At 60.7% G+C, this 18,568-nt stretch carries 12 protein-coding genes and 1 pseudogene; 7 read left to right on the top strand and 6 right to left on the bottom strand.

Annotated features, from left to right (window positions below):
* Positions 1 to 48 precede the first annotated feature (48 nt).
* Genes HMP09_RS09640 through HMP09_RS09650 form a run of 3 tightly spaced genes read left to right on the top strand, consistent with a single transcriptional unit; the run spans position 49 to position 4,248 of the window.
* Positions 49 to 1,065: a DGQHR domain-containing protein gene (locus HMP09_RS09640; protein WP_232090165.1), complete on the top strand. Its 1,017-nt coding sequence runs from the start codon at positions 49 to 51 to the stop codon at positions 1,063 to 1,065.
* On the top strand, positions 1,058 to 2,707 hold the full coding sequence (locus HMP09_RS09645; RefSeq protein WP_176500183.1) for a radical SAM protein: 1,650 nt from the start codon (positions 1,058 to 1,060) through the stop codon (positions 2,705 to 2,707). The genes HMP09_RS09640 and HMP09_RS09645 overlap by 8 nt, the downstream gene beginning before the upstream one ends.
* The gene (locus HMP09_RS09650) at positions 2,704 to 4,248 is read left to right on the top strand and encodes an ATP-binding protein (protein ID WP_176500184.1); all 1,545 of its coding nucleotides are present in this window, start codon (positions 2,704 to 2,706) and stop codon (positions 4,246 to 4,248) included. Before HMP09_RS09645 ends, HMP09_RS09650 begins: the two co-directional genes overlap by 4 nt.
* A 172-nt stretch (positions 4,249 to 4,420) precedes the next feature.
* Here HMP09_RS09650 and HMP09_RS09655 read toward each other — a convergent pair whose 3' ends face one another.
* The gene (locus tag HMP09_RS09655) at positions 4,421 to 6,301 is read right to left on the bottom strand and encodes a hypothetical protein (protein WP_176500185.1); all 1,881 of its coding nucleotides are present in this window, start codon (positions 6,299 to 6,301) and stop codon (positions 4,421 to 4,423) included.
* Here HMP09_RS09655 and HMP09_RS09660 point away from each other — a divergent pair.
* The 4 genes and pseudogenes from HMP09_RS09660 to istB all read left to right on the top strand — a co-directional run.
* Complete coding sequence (locus HMP09_RS09660) at positions 6,227 to 7,381, top strand: IS4 family transposase (RefSeq protein WP_176500186.1); 1,155 nt, start codon at positions 6,227 to 6,229, stop codon at positions 7,379 to 7,381. The genes HMP09_RS09655 and HMP09_RS09660 overlap by 75 nt on opposite strands.
* A 41-nt stretch (positions 7,382 to 7,422) precedes the next feature.
* Positions 7,423 to 7,638, top strand: coding sequence for a hypothetical protein (locus HMP09_RS18680; protein WP_176500187.1), 216 nt, complete (start codon positions 7,423 to 7,425; stop codon positions 7,636 to 7,638).
* Between the two features lie 164 nt (positions 7,639 to 7,802).
* Positions 7,803 to 8,918 (top strand): IS110 family transposase, encoded by a 1,116-nt coding sequence (locus tag HMP09_RS09670; protein WP_176500188.1) that lies wholly within the window; start codon positions 7,803 to 7,805, stop codon positions 8,916 to 8,918.
* A gap of 340 nt (positions 8,919 to 9,258) precedes the next feature.
* Positions 9,259 to 9,885 (top strand): annotated as a pseudogene (istB, locus tag HMP09_RS09675) (IS21-like element helper ATPase IstB); the annotation flags it as partial.
* A 53-nt stretch (positions 9,886 to 9,938) separates the two neighbouring features.
* Here istB and HMP09_RS09680 read toward each other — a convergent pair.
* From HMP09_RS09680 to HMP09_RS09700, 5 genes are all read right to left on the bottom strand, one after another.
* Positions 9,939 to 10,367: a transposase family protein gene (locus HMP09_RS09680; protein ID WP_176500190.1), complete on the bottom strand. Its 429-nt coding sequence runs from the start codon at positions 10,365 to 10,367 to the stop codon at positions 9,939 to 9,941.
* Positions 10,368 to 10,613: 246 nt separating this feature from the next.
* Positions 10,614 to 11,990 carry an alpha-amylase family glycosyl hydrolase gene (locus HMP09_RS09685; RefSeq protein ID WP_176500191.1) on the bottom strand — a complete coding sequence of 459 codons (1,377 nt, stop codon included), beginning with the start codon at positions 11,988 to 11,990 and terminating at the stop codon, positions 10,614 to 10,616.
* 440 nt (positions 11,991 to 12,430) lie between these two features.
* Entirely contained in the window at positions 12,431 to 13,930 is a 1,500-nt protein-coding gene (locus HMP09_RS09690; RefSeq protein WP_176500192.1) for a tryptophan halogenase family protein, read from the bottom strand.
* Between the two features lie 55 nt (positions 13,931 to 13,985).
* Positions 13,986 to 16,973 carry a TonB-dependent receptor gene (locus HMP09_RS09695; protein WP_176500193.1) on the bottom strand — a complete coding sequence of 996 codons (2,988 nt, stop codon included), beginning with the start codon at positions 16,971 to 16,973 and terminating at the stop codon, positions 13,986 to 13,988.
* Positions 16,974 to 17,128: 155 nt separating this feature from the next.
* Entirely contained in the window at positions 17,129 to 18,565 is a 1,437-nt protein-coding gene (locus HMP09_RS09700; RefSeq protein WP_232090166.1) for a tryptophan halogenase family protein, read from the bottom strand.
* Positions 18,566 to 18,568 lie beyond the last annotated feature (3 nt).

Here is an 18,568-nt window from a genome sequence, read left to right on the forward strand (position 1 = left end):
CATTTCACTGCGGAATCTGCAGCGGTGGAATGCAACTTGGCGAGGCGGATGATGCACAGGCTGGAATGCCATATCGGTCGATCGGCCAATCGGAGGGTTCTTCTGGGGTTTGCCTCGTCGCGCCTCCTGAAGTCGCTCAGCTGGGCCGACATTCTCGACGAGGAGGCCGGCCGGGGTTACCAACGTCGGTTCAATTCGGCCCACAGCCTTGATTTTCGCCGGTACATCCAGACGCCGGGAAGCGCGACGATTCCGCTGACGTTCAATCTGCGGCCATCCGAGACGCTGGGGTGGCGCATAGTCGAGCATGATGGCCGGAACGCCGTGCTGGAGATCGATCCCGCCGCCGGCCGGGTGCTGTCCCAGGTCGACTGCCAGCATCGTCTCGGCCATCTCGGCGAATGCGACGTCGAACTGCCCTTCATGTGCTTCGAGGGCCTGAGCGTCGTCGAGGAGACCCAGATCTTCGGCGTCATCAACGGCAAGGCCAAGGGCCTGAGCAAGAGCCTCCTGGACTATCAGGATGCGCAGATGTGCAGCGATCTCGCTTCGGAGAGACCCGAATTGTTCATTGCCCTGTGCCTGACCAACGATGCTGCATCGCCATGGTTCAGAGCGCTCGATTTCGGGGGATCGTCGACGTCGGGACTGACGCGGCGCGCTTCTCTCCGGACGATGCAGAAGGCTGCCCGCAGGTTTCTCACCCGATCCGACATACTGCGCAAGGTTCCGGCCGAGACCGCGGCGCGGCTGGTCATCGACTTCTGGGTCGCGGTGTCGGTGGTGCTGCGCGAGGCCTGGTCGAAACCGCGCACCCACCTCGTGAGCAAGGGGGTTGGCGTGTATGCGCTCATGGACCTTGCCGGCGATCTGATCGCGGAGGCCGGCGCCAGCGCCAACCGGGACTATTTCATGGCGGAGTTGTCCGACTTCGCGGACGGCTTCGACTGGTCATCGTCGGGATCGTTCGCCGGGCTGGGCGGTGAGAAGGGAGCGGCGACTGCCGCACTCCTGCTGCGCGACGCAAGAAGGAAGAGCAAGATGAAGTTGGTGCAGAATGGCTAACAAGCGCATCCTGCTGATCGAGCCCGGGTACAAGAACAAGTACCCTCCCCTGGGCCTCATGAAGATCGCACAGTACCACGGCCCCGACGGCAAGAACGATAACATCACCTTCGTGAAGGGTGAGGATCCGTCCGTCATGTCGCAGGCGTGGGACCGCATCTACGTGACCACGCTGTTCTCGTTCGAATACCCGAAGATCGCGACGAGCATCGACTACGCGTTGAAGGTCGCGAACGGCCAGGCGGACAAGGTCTTTGTCGGCGGCATCGCCGCGTCCCTGATGCACGAACGCTTCCTCAAGGAGCGCCGCTGGCAGGGTGTCAGGTTCATCAAGGGTCTGCTGAGCCAGCCGCCCGCGGTATCGCTTCAGCTCGATGACTTCGCCGAGGAGCTCTACTCCGACGACGTGACGGGTCGACCGATCGAGGACATGGTGCCAGACTACAGCATCCTGGACCAGATCGAGTACAAGTACCCCGTCCGCGATGCGTATTTCGCGTACACGTCACGCGGCTGCATTCGGAAATGCCACTTCTGCGGCGTGCCGAAGCTCGAGGGCATGCAGCGTGACGTGGAGTCGCTGAGCGATCTCGTCCGCGCGATCGACGACAAGTACGGTCCGAAGAAGGACCTCATCCTCATGGACAACAACGTCGTCGCCAGCGCGCGGTTCAAGGATATCATCGCCGAGATACGCGACCTCGGCTTCGTGCCGGGCGCCAAGCTGCTTCGGCCGGGGTCGCGGGTACCCGTGCAGCGCCGCGTGGACTTCAATCAGGGCGTCGACGCACGCATCCTCTGCAAGGATCCGATGTACCTGAAGGAGCTGTCGTCCATCTGCCTGAAGCCGCTGCGGATCGCGTTCGACCATCTCGGGGTGAAGAAGCCCTACGAGAAGGCGGTCAGATACGCCCACGACCATGGGCTGAACGAGTTGTCCAACTACATGCTGTACAACTTCCATGACGGCCCCGACGATCTGTTCGAGCGAATGCGACTGAACGTCACGCTGAACGAGGAGCTCGGTGTGAGGATCTGGTCTTTCCCCATGCGGTATCAGCCGACCGATCGGCCGGACCGGGGGCACATCGGCGAGAAGTGGTCGAGGTACCAGCTTCGATCGATGCAGATCATCCTGCAGGCGACCCACGGCATCGTCAGCGGCGAGCCCAGCTTCTTCAAGCAGGCCTTCGGGAACACGGCGGCGGACTACGAGCGAATCCTGATGCTACCCCACGATTTCATCTTCAACCGTCATTGGTACGAACGCTTCGGCGGGCAGGAGGAGCTTGCCCAGTACCGCAGCGCCATGGCCAAACTCGACGAGCATGGTTGCAGGGAGCTGCTCGCCCTTCTCTCATCGACCGATCCGCGTCATTTCCACACGCTGGGCAATTTCGCGACGACGGCTGCGGTCCGCCGTGTGCTGCCATTCTACATTCCCAAGCCGAAGGACGAACTCTTCGACATCTGGGCCAGGCAGAAGGCCCTCACGCGCGGCGAGATCACGGCCGACCAGACCCTTCCAGAGGACGAAAGGGTCGAGGATGCCGGTCTGGACTACGAGGATGAGGCCGTGCTCGCCACGATGTTCGATGCCGCACCGCAGCGGATTGCCCTTGCGCACCAGGTGGCCGCATGAGCGTGTCTCAGGTCAAGATCAGGCAGACCGAGGACGATGCACCGCAGGGCGCGCCCGCGGTGGTCGGCAAGGATCTGCTGGAGCTGATATCCAGCGCGATGTACGTCGAGCCGCTGACCGTGTTCCGCGAGTACGTGCAGAACGCGGCGGACTCGATCGACGACGCCCGAGCCGCAGGCGTTCTTGGCGACGCTGACGCCGGGACCGTCGAGATCCAGTTGGAACCGGGGGCACGATCCATCCGGATCCGTGACAACGGCATGGGAATACCGGCTGATCAGTTCGAGGGACGCATGCGTGCCATCGGGGCCAGCACGAAGCGCGGCTCGATGGCCCGCGGGTTCCGCGGTGTCGGCCGTCTTGGCGGTCTGGCATACGCACAGCGCCTGATCTTCCGGTCACGTTCGACACCCGAAGAGCCGGTGAGGGAGATGATCTGGGACTGTCGCCGTCTGCGGACCGGCATCAAGAGCCAGAGCGTCGTGGGTCTCGGCGACTTCGTCACCGAGATCACATCCGTCACGAATGCGTCGGGTGATTTCCCGCCCCGGTTCTTCGAGGTCGAACTTGCGGGCGTGGTGCGACAGGGTGACGATCGCCTTCTGCGGGCCGAAACCGTCGCCGACTATCTCGCTCAGGTCACGCCGGTGCCATTCGCCGAGGAGTTCTCGCTGGGTCGTGACATCGAGGCCTTCCTCGCGCCCCACCGTTCCACGCCTCCGCTGACGATAACGGTCAACGACGGCGCTCCGCTCCGACGTCCCTACCGGGACGACACTCCGGCCGGTTTGAGATCCGACATCCGTCTGCGGGAGCTGTCCACCTTCGAGATACCCGGGATGGACGGTGGACTTGCCGCGCTCGGCTGGGTGGCACATCACGATTATGATGGCGCCATCCCGTCGGCGGCGCGGATCAAGGGCCTGCGGGCCCGCGTTGGAGACCTTCAGATCGGCGGTTCGTCTCTGCTGGAGGAGATCTTCCCCGAAGCTCGGTTCAGTTCGTGGACGGTCGGCGAAGTCCACGTGCTCGATCCGAAGATCCTCCCCAACGGCCGCCGCGACAACTTCGAGCAGAACGGCCATTATGCGAACTTGTTGAACCATCTCTCCCCGGTCGCCCGGGACATAGCGAGGAGGTGCCGCTCGAGTTCGGCTGATCGTCAACGCACGCGCGCGTTCGAGACCCAGGCCGCCGCCGTGGACGAGCAGCTCGACGTTCTGGAACAGGGCGCTCTGGGCGACCAGGCACTCGTCGAACTCTCGGCGACGCTGGAGAAGGCGGTGGCGAGGGTCGAGAGGACGGCCCTCGCGGCTGACATGCACCATCCCGCGAGCGAGACGATGCGCGAGCGCAGCGTTCGCCAGCGCGAGCGGCTGGTGGCGATCTGCGGCACCGAACAACCGCCCTCGCCCCTTGATCGCCTGCCCGACGAGAGGCGTGCCATCTACCAGGAGATGATCGACCTCATCTACCAGTGTTCGGTCAATCGGATCGCGGCGAAGTCGCTGGTTGATAGGATACTGGAAAAGCTCGATTGAGATACGCGGACGGGATCGGTGTCGCACTCCGCGTGGTTCCGACCGCGTTCGCCTCGGGGGCAGGCACACTGTAGAAGGGAAGACGTTCCGGCTGCCCTCGATGGATCCGGCTCGTGGTCGGTAGCGCCGCCGAACGTCGGATACCGCGAGCAGTCGCCATCTGCGTCACCGATTAGCGACGATTGTGCTTCTTCCGTTCGCGACCGACCCATTTGGCGAGCTCGATACGCGCTCTGCGAAGGCCAGCCGCGTCTTTGCAGATCGCCCAAGGAGACATTCCAAGCGCGGCGTCGTGATACTTCATGAACGATTTCGCGGTGGCCTGATCCAGCCCCTTCTCGGCATCGGCCAGGAGTTGTTGCCGATAGCCGGTCGCAAGTCTGTCCGCGGCAGCAGCCGCCGCGAGCGCGAAGTGATGAACGTCGACGACGCGGAGAGCCTCGGTCAGGCCGGCTGCGCCGTCGCGTGCCAGTTGGGTCGGCGCGCGGCCCGCCGCGCCCGACGTGGTGGCCCATGCCGGTCCATCCGTCCCCAGCAATGCGGTGGCCGAACGGGTGATGGACGCCTCGCGTTCTGCTGCCTCGCGCTCCTTCTCTTGCGCTACGCGGTGTCCTGCTCGAGCGAGCTCGCCTTGAAGGGGCAGACCCAGCGTCTGGCGGACCCAGGTTCCACCTTCGACCATGCCGCGGATCGCCGACAGGGCGGTTTCGAACGGTTCCCAGGTCGACTTGTCGCTCTCGATCAGCTCTTCGAGAGTGAGATCGAAGCCTGGAATGGGTGCTGTCCGCCATGATGCGAGAGAGAACTCGCCGTGCTCCTCGACTGGGACGGAGTCCACGATCACGTCGATCGTGGACTCCGACGAGCGGCGGCGACGGTCCTTGATCTGCCATGCAGCATGGGCATTCTCGACCGCCGCAATCCGGTCCTTCGGAAGCGTGAACATGCCGAACCGGTCGGACCGCAGCACATCGTGATCGCAGAGATGGTCGAGGAAGGACCGTACGGCGTTCTTCGGTAGATCGAGGCTGCGCAGTTCCAGGGGCAGCGCGGCCCGTACGTCGAGCGCCAGAGCTTCAGGCATGTCCGCGGCGACGCAGTCATCGATGCTTCTCAGTACGCTCGACACGTCGAACTCCGGCAGTTCGAATTCGTCGACGGGAACTTCGATCATCCGCTCGATGATCGCGGCCTGCCAGTGCTCGTTGACGACGGTGAACCCCATGGCGTTCTGGTCCTCCACCAGAAGACCCAGCAGTCCCCGCTTGGCGATCGCGTCGTGGTCGCCGGTTGCGGCAACACCTGTTTGAATGCCTGCGACGATCTGGACGATCAGATCGGCGTCATCCTCGCGTCTGCGCCGTGCCTGCGCCTCGCGCAGCCTATCTGCAGCCTCCGCCCGGGCCTGCGCCTCGACCGCCTTCTTCGCCGCGCTCGCCGCCCGTTCCGCGATCGTGGTTGCGAGACGTGCCTGGGCCTCGTCCGCCTTTCGGTTGAAGAGCCACTCGCGCGGCGCGCCCTTCACGAGCGCCTGTTCGATTTCGTGCCTGTCGCTGCTTTTGCGCCATCTGAAAAGGTCTATCTCAAGGGTCGCGAGCCCTCTGTCACGCAGCTTGGCGATCTTTTCCGGACCGCAGGCATGCGTCACCATCACCTCTACCAGCACCTGCCTGCCATCCTCCGTCGTGAGGATCACGTCCGGGACGATGTCACCGAGGCCCTTCTCGAGTTCGGCATGGTCGAACTGGAACATGCGTTCCCTGTAGGTCTGGAGAACGTCCTCGCCGGCGGACGCGAGGACCGCGGGAAGCAGGATCAGTTTCTCGCGGTTCAAGACGTCCTTCGCCCAGATGTGCGCATTGGTTTCGGCGTTGTTCCCGCAACCACTTGCGTTCCTCGCCGATCCCCTCATTTTCCGGATGACGTAGGGCGAGAATGGTGATTCTGTTTTCCCGGTTGGAATGGGGAACAGACGTTCATGAATGGCCAGGCGGCGTTTTCTTCTGATGGGGTTCATTCGTTTGTCGCTGAACTTTTTGGTGAGGATCTGCACGCGAAGCGGGTGACATCGCTTGCAAATGCGACGGTCGGCACGCTGCGTGCGTCGTCGCTGGCGGTCAGTGCCATCGGGCACGGGCTCGCGCTGGCACAGGGTGGGCTATCGCGTCACGCGATCAAGCAGGTGGACCGGTTGCTGTCGAATGACGGGATCGATGTCGATGCGCTGATGGCCGGGTGGGTTGTGTATTGCCTTGGCAGTCGCACACAGATCGTCGTCGCGATGGACTGGACCGAGTTCGATGCCGACGGTCACTCGACCTTGATGGTGTCGTTGCTCACCGAGCATGGCCGGGCGACACCGTTGTTATGGCTGACAGTGAGCAAAGCGGAGCTAAAGGAGAGGCGCAACTACTATGAATACTGGGTCGTCACCCGCCTTGCCGAACTCCTGCCGAGCGCGGTGAAGGTGCTTCTGGTCGCAGACCGCGGCTTTGGCGATACCAAGCTGTACGCGGTGCTCCGCGATGAGTTGCGCTTCGATTACGTCATCCGATTTCGCGGCAACATCAAAGTGACGGCCGCAGGCCAGAGCCGTCCGGCGAAGGAATGGGTCGGCCCCTCGGGGCGCGCCAGGCTGCTGCGCGAGGCGACCGTCACTGCGCAGGACTGCCCGGTCGGGGCTGTGTTGTGCGTGCATGCCAAGGACATGAAAGAGCCATGGTGCCTTGCCACAAGCCTGATCACGGCGTCGGCAAAGACCCTGATCGACCTCTATTCCCGACGCTGGGGCATCGAGTGCTCGTTTCGGGATGCCAAAGACTGGCGGTTCGGGATGGGAATGTCGGCAACCCGTATCTCAACGCCAGCCCGGCGCGACAGGCTGTGGTTGATCGCCGCTCTTGCTATCGTGCTGCTGACCGTGCTCGGAGCCGCAGGCGAAGCCATCGGCTACGACCGGCATCTGCGAACCAGCACGACCAAGCGACGCGTGCACTCCCTGTTCCGGCAAGGCGTGATGTACTATCAACTGATGCCCACCATGCCCGACGTACGACTACGCCCCCTCATCAGCCGGTTCGAACACCTTATCCAGAAGCAACAGATCCTCAAAAAAACCTTCGGGCTAATCTGAAATGAGGGGATTCATGAGGCCGCACCGACCTGTTCGTGTTCATGACCCGGCGCGACGTGCCCTACACCAACAACGGCTCGGAGCGCGCGCTGCGCATGTCGGTGATCTTCCGCAAGGTAACATCATATCGCAGATACATGCCAAGCGCCTGCGGTCCTCACCGGATGCGTACTTCTAATTGGCCACTTCTCCCGTCGGACTCGGAAATCCGGACAATGATCTCTTACTCGCAGTTGCTGCAAGCAGCGCCGAGCTAAGTGCCGGCAAACCCTGGTTGTCGCACATTGTACGTGTGGAATGACCGAAAACAGGTGTTTTGCGCCGCCCGAGCCGGCCTGCCGGAGCTTAGACCCGATGACTGCGGGAAGCCTTTGCGGCTCTGAGATGTTGGCGATGGAGTAGTCAGCAACGGAGGCGAGTCATGACGGATGTGGCGAAGTATATCGGGCTGGATGTGCATAAGGCGACCATCGCGGTCGCGGTTGCCGAGGGCGAACGCGGGGGTGAGGTCCGCTTCGTGGGCACCGTAGCCAACGATGACGATGAGATCAGGAAACTGGTCAAACGACTGGCAACACCAGGCGCGACGCTGAGCTTCTGCTACGAGGCTGGTCCTTGCGGCTACGGGTTACAACGTTTGCTGATCAAGCTGGGGCAGCCGTGCATCGTGATCGCGCCGTCGATGATGCCGAGGCGGCCGGGCGACCACGTAAAGACGGATCGGCGAGATGCGATGACGTTAGCACGCCTGTTGCGGGCGGGGGAACTGACGGCGATCTGGGTACCGGATGAGGCACATGAGGCGGTGCGTGACCTGATCCGCGCCCGGCGTAGTGCGCAGGACGATGCGACCGCAGCCAAACAGACTGTCCGCAGCTTCCTCCTTCGACACGATCGTCGTTTCGGAGGACGGTCTGCATGGACGAAGATGTATTGGCGATGGCTATCCGAACAGCGCTTTGATTATCCGCATCAGCAGCTGGCGTTTGAGGAGCTTCAGAAGCGGGTTTTAGAGGCTCAGGCCCGTGTCATCCGTCTCGAGTCAGCGCTTGGCGAGGCGGTGGCGACATGGCATTTCGCCCCGCTGGTGCGCGGACTTCAAGCCCTGCGTGGCATCAAGCTGGTCAGCGCTGCCACGCTGGTGGCCGAAATCGGCGACCTCACTCGTTTTGATAATCCCAAGCAGCTGATGGCGTATGTCGGCCTTGTCCCGTCCGAGCACTCCAGTGGCGCGCGCACCCATCGCGGCCGCATCACCCGAGCGGGGAACGCGCAGGCACGCACCACGCTCGTGGAAGCGAGCTGGTCCTATCGGCTGCCGGCGCGTGAGGAACGGCGTTACCGGGAACGCGTCGCCGATCTGCCGGAGGAGGTTCAAGCTATCGGCTGGAAAGCGCAGGTGCGACTATGTCAGCGTTTCCGTCGATTGTCGGCAACCGGCAAGCCGCAGCCCAAGGTAACGACCGCGATCGCGCGCGAACTGGTCGGCTATGCCTGGGATATCGCACGCCGGATGGCGCCTGCGAAGGCCAACTGATTTGCCAGTGGCGACAACAAGAGGAGGCGCCAGCGCATCAGCTGTATAGCCTTGGCCGGCGTGCCGCGGGCACCCGACTGTGATGGGCAATCCACGGTGTACGGTGGGGCAGGTTCGTCCGACGCCCGAACTTAGACGGAGGATAGGCCCAGCGACGGATACGGGTAGTGCGGTGACCAATCCGCGGATGAGAGCTTGATCAATCGTCGTCGATCAGGAGTCCGCGGCACACCCGCCAAGGTTCAAACAGTCGCTGGCGTTGGCGTCAGCGGAGGAGTAAACTTGGCCAGCGTCTCAGATGGCAGTCATGAGAGCGTATATCTGGGTCCGTTCTATGTACCGACCCCCAGCTGTGAAGAGCTTCGACACGTTCGACTTTGCGGCCATCCCGGGCCTCAACAAGATGCTCGTGCTGGAGCTTGCCCGCTGCGAATATGTCCTGCGGCGCGAGAACATCATCGCGCTGGGTAATAGCGGCACGGGCAAGACGCACGTCGCGCTCGCCCTCGGCTTGGCCGCCTGCCAGAAGGGCTTTACCGTGACGTTCACGACCGCGGCCGCACTCGTCAGCCAACTGCTGGAGGCGCGCGACGAACGCCGCCTGCTGAAGATGCAGCGCGACCTTGCCGCGGTGAAGCTGCTGATCATCGACGAGCTTGGCTATGTGCCGCTGTCGCCCACTGGCGCCGAGCTGCTGTTCGAGGTGTTCTCCCAAAGGTACGAGCGTGGCTCCACGATCGTCACCTCCAACCTGCCGTTCGAGGACTGGACCCAGGTGCTCGGCAGCGAGCGGCTCACCGGCGCGCTGCTCGATCGGCTCACCCACCACGTCAGCATCCTGGCGATGAACGGCGACAGCTACCGGCTGAAGCAGTCCGCCGGGCGCCGACGCTCCGCCGCCAGAAGGGAGCAAAACCAGGCCACCGAGATCATCGACCCCGAAACAGGCGAGGTCACCACCACCTGATCGACGACAACAACGATATGAAGAGGGCCCCGATCGGGGCCCTCTTCATCTCGTCAGGCCCACATCAACAATGGCCTGCTTTTACTCCGCCCCGCTGGCCTGGAATCCGACCGGCGTTGACACAAGACCTTGCCGTCGATCGCAAGAACCCGGCATTGACCTTGGGGAAGCACGCTCGCCGCATTCAGATCTGCGGCGTGTGACCGGAACGCTGCCTCGACATGGGCCGTATCAAGTCCGCTCAGGATCGAGCGGATTGACGTACGGGCGGGCGGCGCCTTCCAGCTTAGCCCGAACGCTGTGTTCAGACGCTTCAAATGTACCCGGACGAAGGTATGAATGCCGCGGTAGGAGTCGGCGCCGCTGACAATCGCCAAGATCGCAAACAGGAGGATATAGCGTTGCTCGAAGCGCTTGCCTTCGGCACGGCGTGGATCCGCGACCATATCGAGCCGCTGGAGGATAGGGGCAAAAGCGTTCACTGCAGCAACTTCTGATCTGTTTCAGCCGCCTCGGATAGATTCAGACAACTTGCCGTTTGGGAATCCTTGATCGTCATCAGCGCTCGCAAAATCACCGACCGTGGCGCTGGGGACTCACGAACGAGCCAGCTGACAGTCCGCCGCGCGGCCGCTCAGGCAGGAGAACTGAACGACCCTGTGAGATTCCCCCGCTCGGCCGTTTAACCCGGAGAACTGAACGACCCTGCCCATCACCCCCTGTCACGTTTACTTAACACCTACAAACAAGCGATAGCTCCAAGCGGGCATATCAATCGTCTCATCGCCGCCGCCTTGAATCACGGAGGAGCCCATTGCGTCATGCCAACCGCCCGGCAGCGTCAATAGAGATAGTCGGGGGGACCGCCGTTCCTTGGAAAGGTTAAATACCGCCAAGACCGTATCGCCATCGACCGAGCGAGAAAAGGACAGGACGTGATGTGCGGCGTCGTTCATAACTTCGGTAACCCGTCCGCCCCAAGGGCGTGCCCATAACGCCTTGTGCTGCTTCCTTACCGCAAGCAATCGCGCGTAAAGTGCCCCTTCAGGATCTTCATGCCATGTAATTGGATCATGTTCAAACAACTTTAGCCGCTTACGATTGCCAGCTTCTTGGCCGTTGAATATCAATGGCATGCCCTCGCTGGCAATAGATAGCGCGATCGCAGCATTAAGAGCAGGCCCGAAGCGCTCGAACTCAGTACCGCCGGCGATGACGTCGTGATTGCTAACATACAGCATGCGAATTGCATTCGCAGGCCAGAACTGCGCATCCCAAGCGTAGTAAGCACGGAGTTCATCAACACTGCCGCGTCCAACAGCAATTGCCTCGATTGCTTTCGCCCAAGACCACCCATAGGTCGCATCAAATGCACCAAAGCTTAGGTCTCGGCTTTCCCATTCCGCCAACATGAAGACCGGCTTAATTCGATCCAGTGCAATCCGCGTCTTCTCCCAGAAGTCGAGCGGGACCAGCCCGGCAGCGTCAACGCGAAAGCCATCAACACCCGCATCGCGAACCCAGAATGCCATTGAGTCCTTCATATAGCGGCGCAGGCCGGTAGCGCGATAATCAAACTGAACGACATCACCCCAATTAAACCACGGCGGAGATATTAGTCTGCCGTCCGGACCATGAGCGAACCAATCCGGATGAGCAGCGACGAGTGGATTATCCCAAGCGCTATGGTTCCCAACCCAGTCTAGGATGACCTTCATGCCTAACCGGTGCGCCGTAGTCGTAAAGCGGCGAAGATCGTCAAGGCTGCCATAGGCTGGATCAAGGTCTCGGAAATCACGTACTGAATAAGGGCTCCCAAGCGGCGGTACGGCTCGGACCTTCCCCGATGGGTGAATGGGCATCAGCCAAACAATCCCAATACCCAGCGCTTTAAGACGGGGCAGGCCTCGCTCAGCAGCTGCAAACGTGCCCTCGGGACTGAACTGGCGAAGGTTAAGCTCATAGATTGCCGCGTTCTTTACCCAGTCCGGGTGCTGTACGCCTTGATACGCTGAGGTCGCAGCGATGGGGCGGGTGTTGCTTTTGGCTGACAGCGACGTAGTTAATGCCATGCCAAGTGCAATGCTGATTATCTTGCTTAACATTGCAGCTCTGACGTCTGGCGATGACCCGGCATAATTTCGGATTGCGATGCTGGCGCCGAACTTCGCGCTGCTATGCTTTGCGTGACTGTCGGAAGTACCCGGCGAAGCTCGCCATTCGACTCCTGCCGCAGCGCGAACAACGCTACCCGCCCCGAAACAGCGCGTTGGCCAATCATGATTTTAAAACAGCCAACGACACAGCGTCAGCTCGCTGACGATGTGGACCCGAAATGCCACTTTGCATTGTGTGCTACGCCTCTCTTAGTCAAAGTCATGGTCCAGTAAAACTGTATCGGTCTAGTCTTCTTGCATACCTGAGCGATATTAATATCGGGAGAGCCAAAGTCTGCGAAAGATAAAATCGACAATTTGCTAGCTGCGGCTCCTATTATTAGGATATTATCACTATATTGTGATCAAATCATCCGGCGTAAATGGCTTCATTGATTATCCACAGCAGTTGCACAGTGACTTGCTATGAAATCGGCATGGCGGGGCAGGGCGCCCGCGATCCTTCGCGCGTTCGTCCTTACGTCCCTCAGGAACTTGACGAGACTTGCTGGGTCGACTCGTTCCGCAAGCGGCGACCAGCCGTCTGGCTCTACACCCTGCCCGATCATCACCTGTAACCATGCGGGATCAGTGAACAGGTCGCCTTCCTCTTGCGTCAGTTGCGCTCGGGTGCGGAAGCCACGAATTTTCTCAGCCAGCGTTTCGGGAATGGCCATCTCGCGGCAGCCCCGCCAGAATGGCTCTTCGCGCCCATTGGCGTAATAATGGAGGATCAAGAAGTCACGAATACGGTCGTATTCTGCATGAGTCTGACGGTTGTATGTATCGCGAGCGGCCGTGTTGTCCTCCAGGGCAGGAAATAGTGTGAAAAGTCGCGCAATCCCGGACTGCACCATATGTATGCTGGTCGACTCAAGCGGTTCCATGAACCCCGAGGCAAGACCCAGTGCGACGACGTTACGCTCCCAGAAGCGGTGCCGTTTGCCTGTCGCAAAGCGTAATGGGCGCGGATCGCCGATTGCCTTGCCGTCCAGGTTGGAAAGTAACCGCGCTGCCGCCTCGTCGTCGGAAAGATGGGCGGCCTGATATACCAGACCGTTGCCAATCCGGTGCTGCAACGGAATGCGCCATTGCCAACCGACCGGCCTCGCCGTGGCGCGCGTATAGGGTAGTAAAGGCGCAGTCGGTGTGCTGGCAACAGCCATCGCCCGATCGCACGGCAACCAATGCGACCACTCCTCGAATCCGACCCCCAACGCTTCGCCTAGCAACAGTGAATGGAACCCCGAACAGTCGAGGAAGAAGTCGCCGTCGACCTGCGTGCCGTCCTCGAGCGTGACGCCTGCGACATCACCGCTCTCGCCTTGACGGCGGACAGCGACGATACGGCCCTCGACCCGTTCGACGGCGCTTGCCTGTGCGACCCTGCTCAGCAGTTGAGCGAGCAATGTTGCGTCGAGATGATATGCGTAGGCAACATTGTCGTGCCTTCCGAACCGTGCGTCCGTAACGGCACCCGCAGTTGGCATATAGTCGGCCAGCGGTCCGGCAATACCCAGATCGATACCGCGCAGCCAGTGATGGTGGAATGGCAGGATGCCAAGTTGGCGGCCGACGGCACCAAAAGCGTGAATGTAGCGCGATCCCACACCGGACCAGTCGACGAATTCGATACCGAGCTTGAACGTACCCTGCGTCGAGGCAAGCAATTTGTTCTCGTCGAGCCCCAGAGCGGCAGTCAGGAAACGTATTTGCGGGATCGTCGCCTCGCCGACTCCGACCGTGCTGATCGCATCCGATTCAATTAAGCGGATGCGGGTGGTAGTAGGCACGAAACGCGCAAGCATCGCGGCCGTGACCCAGCCGGCGGTGCCGCCGCCAACAATAATTATAGTCCGTAAGGCATTCGGCGTATTCGAGGCTTGCATGGCGCTCTGACTACGATGAAACCGCCGCCGGCTCGTCCACCAGCGGCGGTCAAGATTAGAATTTATAGGCGATGCCAGCGAGGAAGCGGCGTCCGTAATCCTGCGAGTCGATGATCAGGCCGGATCCGGAATCCTCAGTGACGAACGGCGCGCTCGTCAGGTTCTGGCCCTGAACGATGATGCCGAGGCCCTTAAGAGGCCCACCTTGCAGTTCGTAACCGATCTGCGCATCAACGATGGTCTCGCCGCGCGCCACGCGGTTGCGTGCACCCGGCCCGAGGGAGATCACTTCAGCGAGGAATCCCGAGCGGTAGCGAATGCTACCGCGCGACGAGAAGCCCGCCTTCTCGAAGAATACGGTACCGTTCGCGACGTGTTTTGACAGCCCAGGCAGCGATTGGGTTGGGTTGTCGGGATTCGCCTGAATGTTCGACTTTGTATAGGAATAACTGCCGACCACACCGAACCCGTCGAGGAACGAGGTGAATAGATTGAGCGGCAAGGTTAGTGACGCTTCGCTGCCATAAATAGTACCGCCGCTTCCGTTCACAGGCTGGGTTAGCACCCCGATCGAAGTGCCAGGCGTACCATCGATGGTAGGCGAGTTCTGAAAGTCAAATAGCGTCTTCTGATCGTAAATATACGACTCGAGGTATTTATAAAAGCCAGCAAGCGCGAAATAGGCACCCTTGTTGAAGTAATGCTCGTAAGAGATATCTGCGCTATCGGCGATCCAGGGCTTGAGTTGCGGATTGCCGCCAGAGGCCGAAAAATAGCCCTGGTAGGGATCGAGGTTGCCAACCTGCCCAGAATTACGTGAAACGTTGAACGATGCCTTGAGCTGGTCCATACGCGCGCGCGCCAGGGTCCGCGCGATGCCTACACGGAGCACATTGTGATCGTCGAAGCGCATGCTCATATTGAGACTGGGCAGCACGTCGACATATTTCCGACCGCCGTCGTTGACGAGGGGGGTGCCGGTAAGGTTCGAGAAGCTGCTGGAAGCCTGATCAGTGTAGACTATCTGCGCACCGGCGTTGCCGCTGAAAGAGCCGTTGGCCGTCGGCGTATTGAAGTTGAAGCGCAGCCAACCAGTCGCGACATTCTCCTTCAAATCCCATGTATTGTAAGCAGTCGGCTCGAGCGCCGCTACCAGCTTTGTTAGGATGCCAGCGTTTACAAGGCCGACCGGGTCAAAGCTGACCTGGCCGGGAATGCCGAGATAAGCGAGGCTGGTAGTGCCCAGATGGTAGCGGTCCGGTACAACAACGCTGGTGTTATGCGCCGGATCATCGATATTTGCTTGCGCCGACAAGAACAGTGAGGTCGGCACGTACAGCTTCTTGCGCGCGGTGTAATTGGCGCCAAGCTCGACGGCATAGCCTTCTCCGAGATCGCGCGAGACGCTGCCGCGGATGGCGTACAACTCGTCCTTGACGTGCGGCGCGCTGTAAAAGCCATCCTGCCCGCCCGGAACCGCATTCGGGCGATCGCCGCCGGCCCAACCCTGGGGGCTGGTTAGCTTGATCAAGTTGGGGTCGGCATAATTCAACGTCGGATCGAACGTAGTAATCCCGTTCGACTCAGTCTGAAAGCCCAATGTGTCGTATGGGCCGTTACCGACGCCGCGCGATGTGCCAGAATAGGTCTCGATATAGACGTCGTCACGCTTGACGCGCGAATAGCTTATGTCGCCTACGAAAGTCCATCCGCCGGTCGTGTATTTCGAATTTAAGCCGCCCGAGAGAATTTCAGCATTACGTTCTACATAGTCGTTACGAACGATGCCCTTTACGTTGTTCCAAGTCCCGGCGGTGATTGAGTTACCGGTTACGGTGTAGCCTGGCGCCAGCGTAGCGTTTGCCCAGTAGAGTGGTAGCTCAATACCACGTAAATTCTGCTCTTCCTTAAATTTAGTATAGAGCACGTCGAGTGTCGTCGTCCAATCGCTATTAGGCTGCCATTCGACGGTACCGATAATGCCGGTGCGTGTCAGTTCGTTCGACTGCACGAAAGGCTTGGCGCCCCCGATCACGTACTTGCCTTGCGCGGAAGCATATTCCGGGCGAACTTTGTAAGTACCGTCGGGCTGCAGCGCGCCATACGTCGCGTTGTTGCCATCGAACTGAGGATAGCCCCAGGCGTTATAGCGCTCGAATTGGCTCGGCGATTCGCTGTGGGCGATCCCCAGCGTGACACCCAGCGTATCGTTGGCGAACTGATCGACATAGGTCGCACTAGCCCGGAAGCCCTTGTCCTTGCTGCCGGCGTTCAGCTTGCCCTTGGTTACGACTTCGCCGCGCAGATTGGCTGCGAACACGCGTTTGCCGTATTCGATCGGGCGAATGGTGCGCAGGTCGATCGTGCCAGACACGCCCTGGCCGATAAGCCCGGCCGAAGGCGTTTTGTAGACCACGACCTGGCCGAGCAGCTCGGATGGATATTGGTCAAATTCGACAGCGCGGTTATCGTTGGTCGTCACCTGTTCACGTCCGTTCAGCAACGTCGTCGAAAAGTCAGGCGCAAAGCCGCGGACGCTAATAACTTGGTCCCGACCATCGACGCGTTGCGCGGTAACACCGGGCAGGCGAGCAATCGACTCGGCGATCGAATTGTCGGGCAGCTTGCCGATGTCCTCGGCTGAGATGCTTTCGAGAATCTGGTCAGAGTTCCGCTTCTCGGCGATCGCGTTGGCGATGGCCGCGCGGAAGCCGGTGACAACGATGTCGTCGCCAGCGGGATCCGCTACGATCGCCTGTCCAATCGATGTCGCCTGAAGCTGCGTGGCATTCCCGCCGGTCTGCTCGACTGGCTGCTCAGCGCTGGTACCTGGCGTTTGGGTTGCCTGGGGGTTGGCGCTGCTGGGAATATTGGTTGTCGGAACGCTGCCAGTGTCGGTGGAAGTCGCCTGCGCTGACGCTGGAGATGCAAAAGCGAGGCCTAGCGAAAGTGCGGCAATGCTGGCCGTGGAGGACAGCCCCCCCCCGCTACGGCGGCTATTCGCAGAGCATGTAGGCTCATATTTCGAATTCGAATATTTCATACTATCCTCCCCTTTACCGTTCTCTATCGAGCAAGCAGATCGTGAGCACGGTATGCGCAATCGTTTACCCTTCCTGTTGTTGGAAGCGCAACGGTACTTGGAAACAAAACCGAAATAATGCCGAGGGTGTGGCTGGAACGACACGGCGTTTCCCGTCAAATGCTGAGTCTGCGCAGCCATTCGTCGTGCGTAGGCATGCACTCAGCCGCTTGCGCTATAATTTGGCGCAGCGCGGCAAGCTTCGCGCTTGCGTCCACATGCGAGCGCTGATCGACGAGTGGGGCATATTCGTCTGGATTGATTCCTTGGCCGACCAGCACCGCGAGCCAGTTGGAATTGACGAAAAGTTCGGCTCCAGGCGACACCAGCCGTCCGCCGGCACGGAAATGTTTGATGCGGTAGGCGAGCTCATCCGGAATCGGCATATTGCGACATCTGCGCCAAAGTTCGCCCTCGGTACGCGAGTTGGCATGGTAATGAAGGATCAAGAAGTCGCGAATACGGGCATATTCCTGACCTGTGAGTCTGTCGTATTCGGCGCTTGCGAGCGGATCACTGCTCCGGTCCGGGAACAGCGCAAGGAAGCGTTGGATACCGCTCTGAACGAGATGCAGGCTCGTCGATTCAAGCGGTTCCATAAACCCCGCAGCTAGTCCAAGCGCCAGACAATTACGGTGCCAGAAACGTTCACGGCGGCCCGTCGTGAAGCGGAGCAAGCGCGGCGCCCCGATCGCTTCGCCCTCGAGGTTCGCGAGGAGGATGTCGCCGGCGGCGTCTGCGTTTAGGTAATCACTGCAGAATACGTGGCCGTTGCCGGTGCGATGTTGCAGCGGGATACGCCAATGCCAGCCAGCGACGCTCGCAGTCGAGCGGGTGAAGGGGGGGCGTTCGGCGGTCGATTCCGAAGCGACCGCAACGGCACTGTCGCACGGCAGCCAGCGGCGCCAATCCTCGTACCCGACCCCTAGCGCCTGGCCCAGCAGGCGCGACGAGAAGCCGGTACAGTCAATGAAGAAATCGCCTTCGATACGGCGGCCGTCGGATAGCGTGATGTAGGTGACGGCGCCTGATTCACCATCGAGCCCGACGTCGATGACGCAACCTTCTGTTCGCACCACGCCGCGCGTTTCGGCGATCGTACGCAAGAATGTCGCGAACAGAGATGCATCGAAATGATAGGCGTAGTCGAAGGTTGATTGAACCATCCGCGGGTTGGCAACCGGATGCGCGAAGCGACCTCGCTTAGCCATCGCCCACGCCATCGAATAGTCTTCGAGCGCTCCCCCCCCTCCCGTCGTTCGCTCACGCAGCCACCAATGATGAAGCGGTACGCTGTCGAAGCCGATGCCATAGGTACCGAACGGATGGGCATACCGCTTGCCCTCGCGGTGCCAGCCAACGAATTCGATGCCAAGCTTGATCGTGGCGCCGGTAGCGCGGATGAAAGTTGGTTCGTCGATCCCGAGTCCCTGAACATAGGTTTTGATTGGTGGGATAGTCGCTTCCCCAACGCCGACTGTGCCGATCTCCTCCGATTCAACCAGTTCGATCGCACATTCGCCGAGCGCAGTCGCAAGCGATGCGGCCGCCATCCA

Origin of the sequence: Sphingomonas sp. HMP9 (assembly GCF_013374115.1) — a bacterium.
Lineage (GTDB): Bacteria > Pseudomonadota > Alphaproteobacteria > Sphingomonadales > Sphingomonadaceae > Sphingomonas.

Excerpts from the sequence above, each read along its gene's own strand:
- HMP09_RS09695 (WP_176500193.1), bottom strand. The coding sequence starts at position 16,973 with ATGAAATATTCGAATTCGAAATATGAGCCTACATGCTCTGCGAATAGC.
- HMP09_RS09670 (WP_176500188.1), top strand. The coding sequence starts at position 7,803 with ATGACGGATGTGGCGAAGTATATCGGGCTGGATGTGCATAAGGCGACC.
- HMP09_RS09660 (WP_176500186.1), top strand. The coding sequence starts at position 6,227 with ATGAATGGCCAGGCGGCGTTTTCTTCTGATGGGGTTCATTCGTTTGTC.
- HMP09_RS18680 (WP_176500187.1), top strand. The coding sequence starts at position 7,423 with ATGACCCGGCGCGACGTGCCCTACACCAACAACGGCTCGGAGCGCGCG.
- HMP09_RS09640 (WP_232090165.1), top strand. The coding sequence starts at position 49 with ATGATGCACAGGCTGGAATGCCATATCGGTCGATCGGCCAATCGGAGG.
- HMP09_RS09650 (WP_176500184.1), top strand. The coding sequence starts at position 2,704 with ATGAGCGTGTCTCAGGTCAAGATCAGGCAGACCGAGGACGATGCACCG.
- HMP09_RS09690 (WP_176500192.1), bottom strand. The coding sequence starts at position 13,930 with ATGCAAGCCTCGAATACGCCGAATGCCTTACGGACTATAATTATTGTT.
- HMP09_RS09645 (WP_176500183.1), top strand. The coding sequence starts at position 1,058 with ATGGCTAACAAGCGCATCCTGCTGATCGAGCCCGGGTACAAGAACAAG.
- HMP09_RS09685 (WP_176500191.1), bottom strand. The coding sequence starts at position 11,990 with ATGTTAAGCAAGATAATCAGCATTGCACTTGGCATGGCATTAACTACG.
- HMP09_RS09700 (WP_232090166.1), bottom strand. The coding sequence starts at position 18,565 with ATGGCGGCCGCATCGCTTGCGACTGCGCTCGGCGAATGTGCGATCGAA.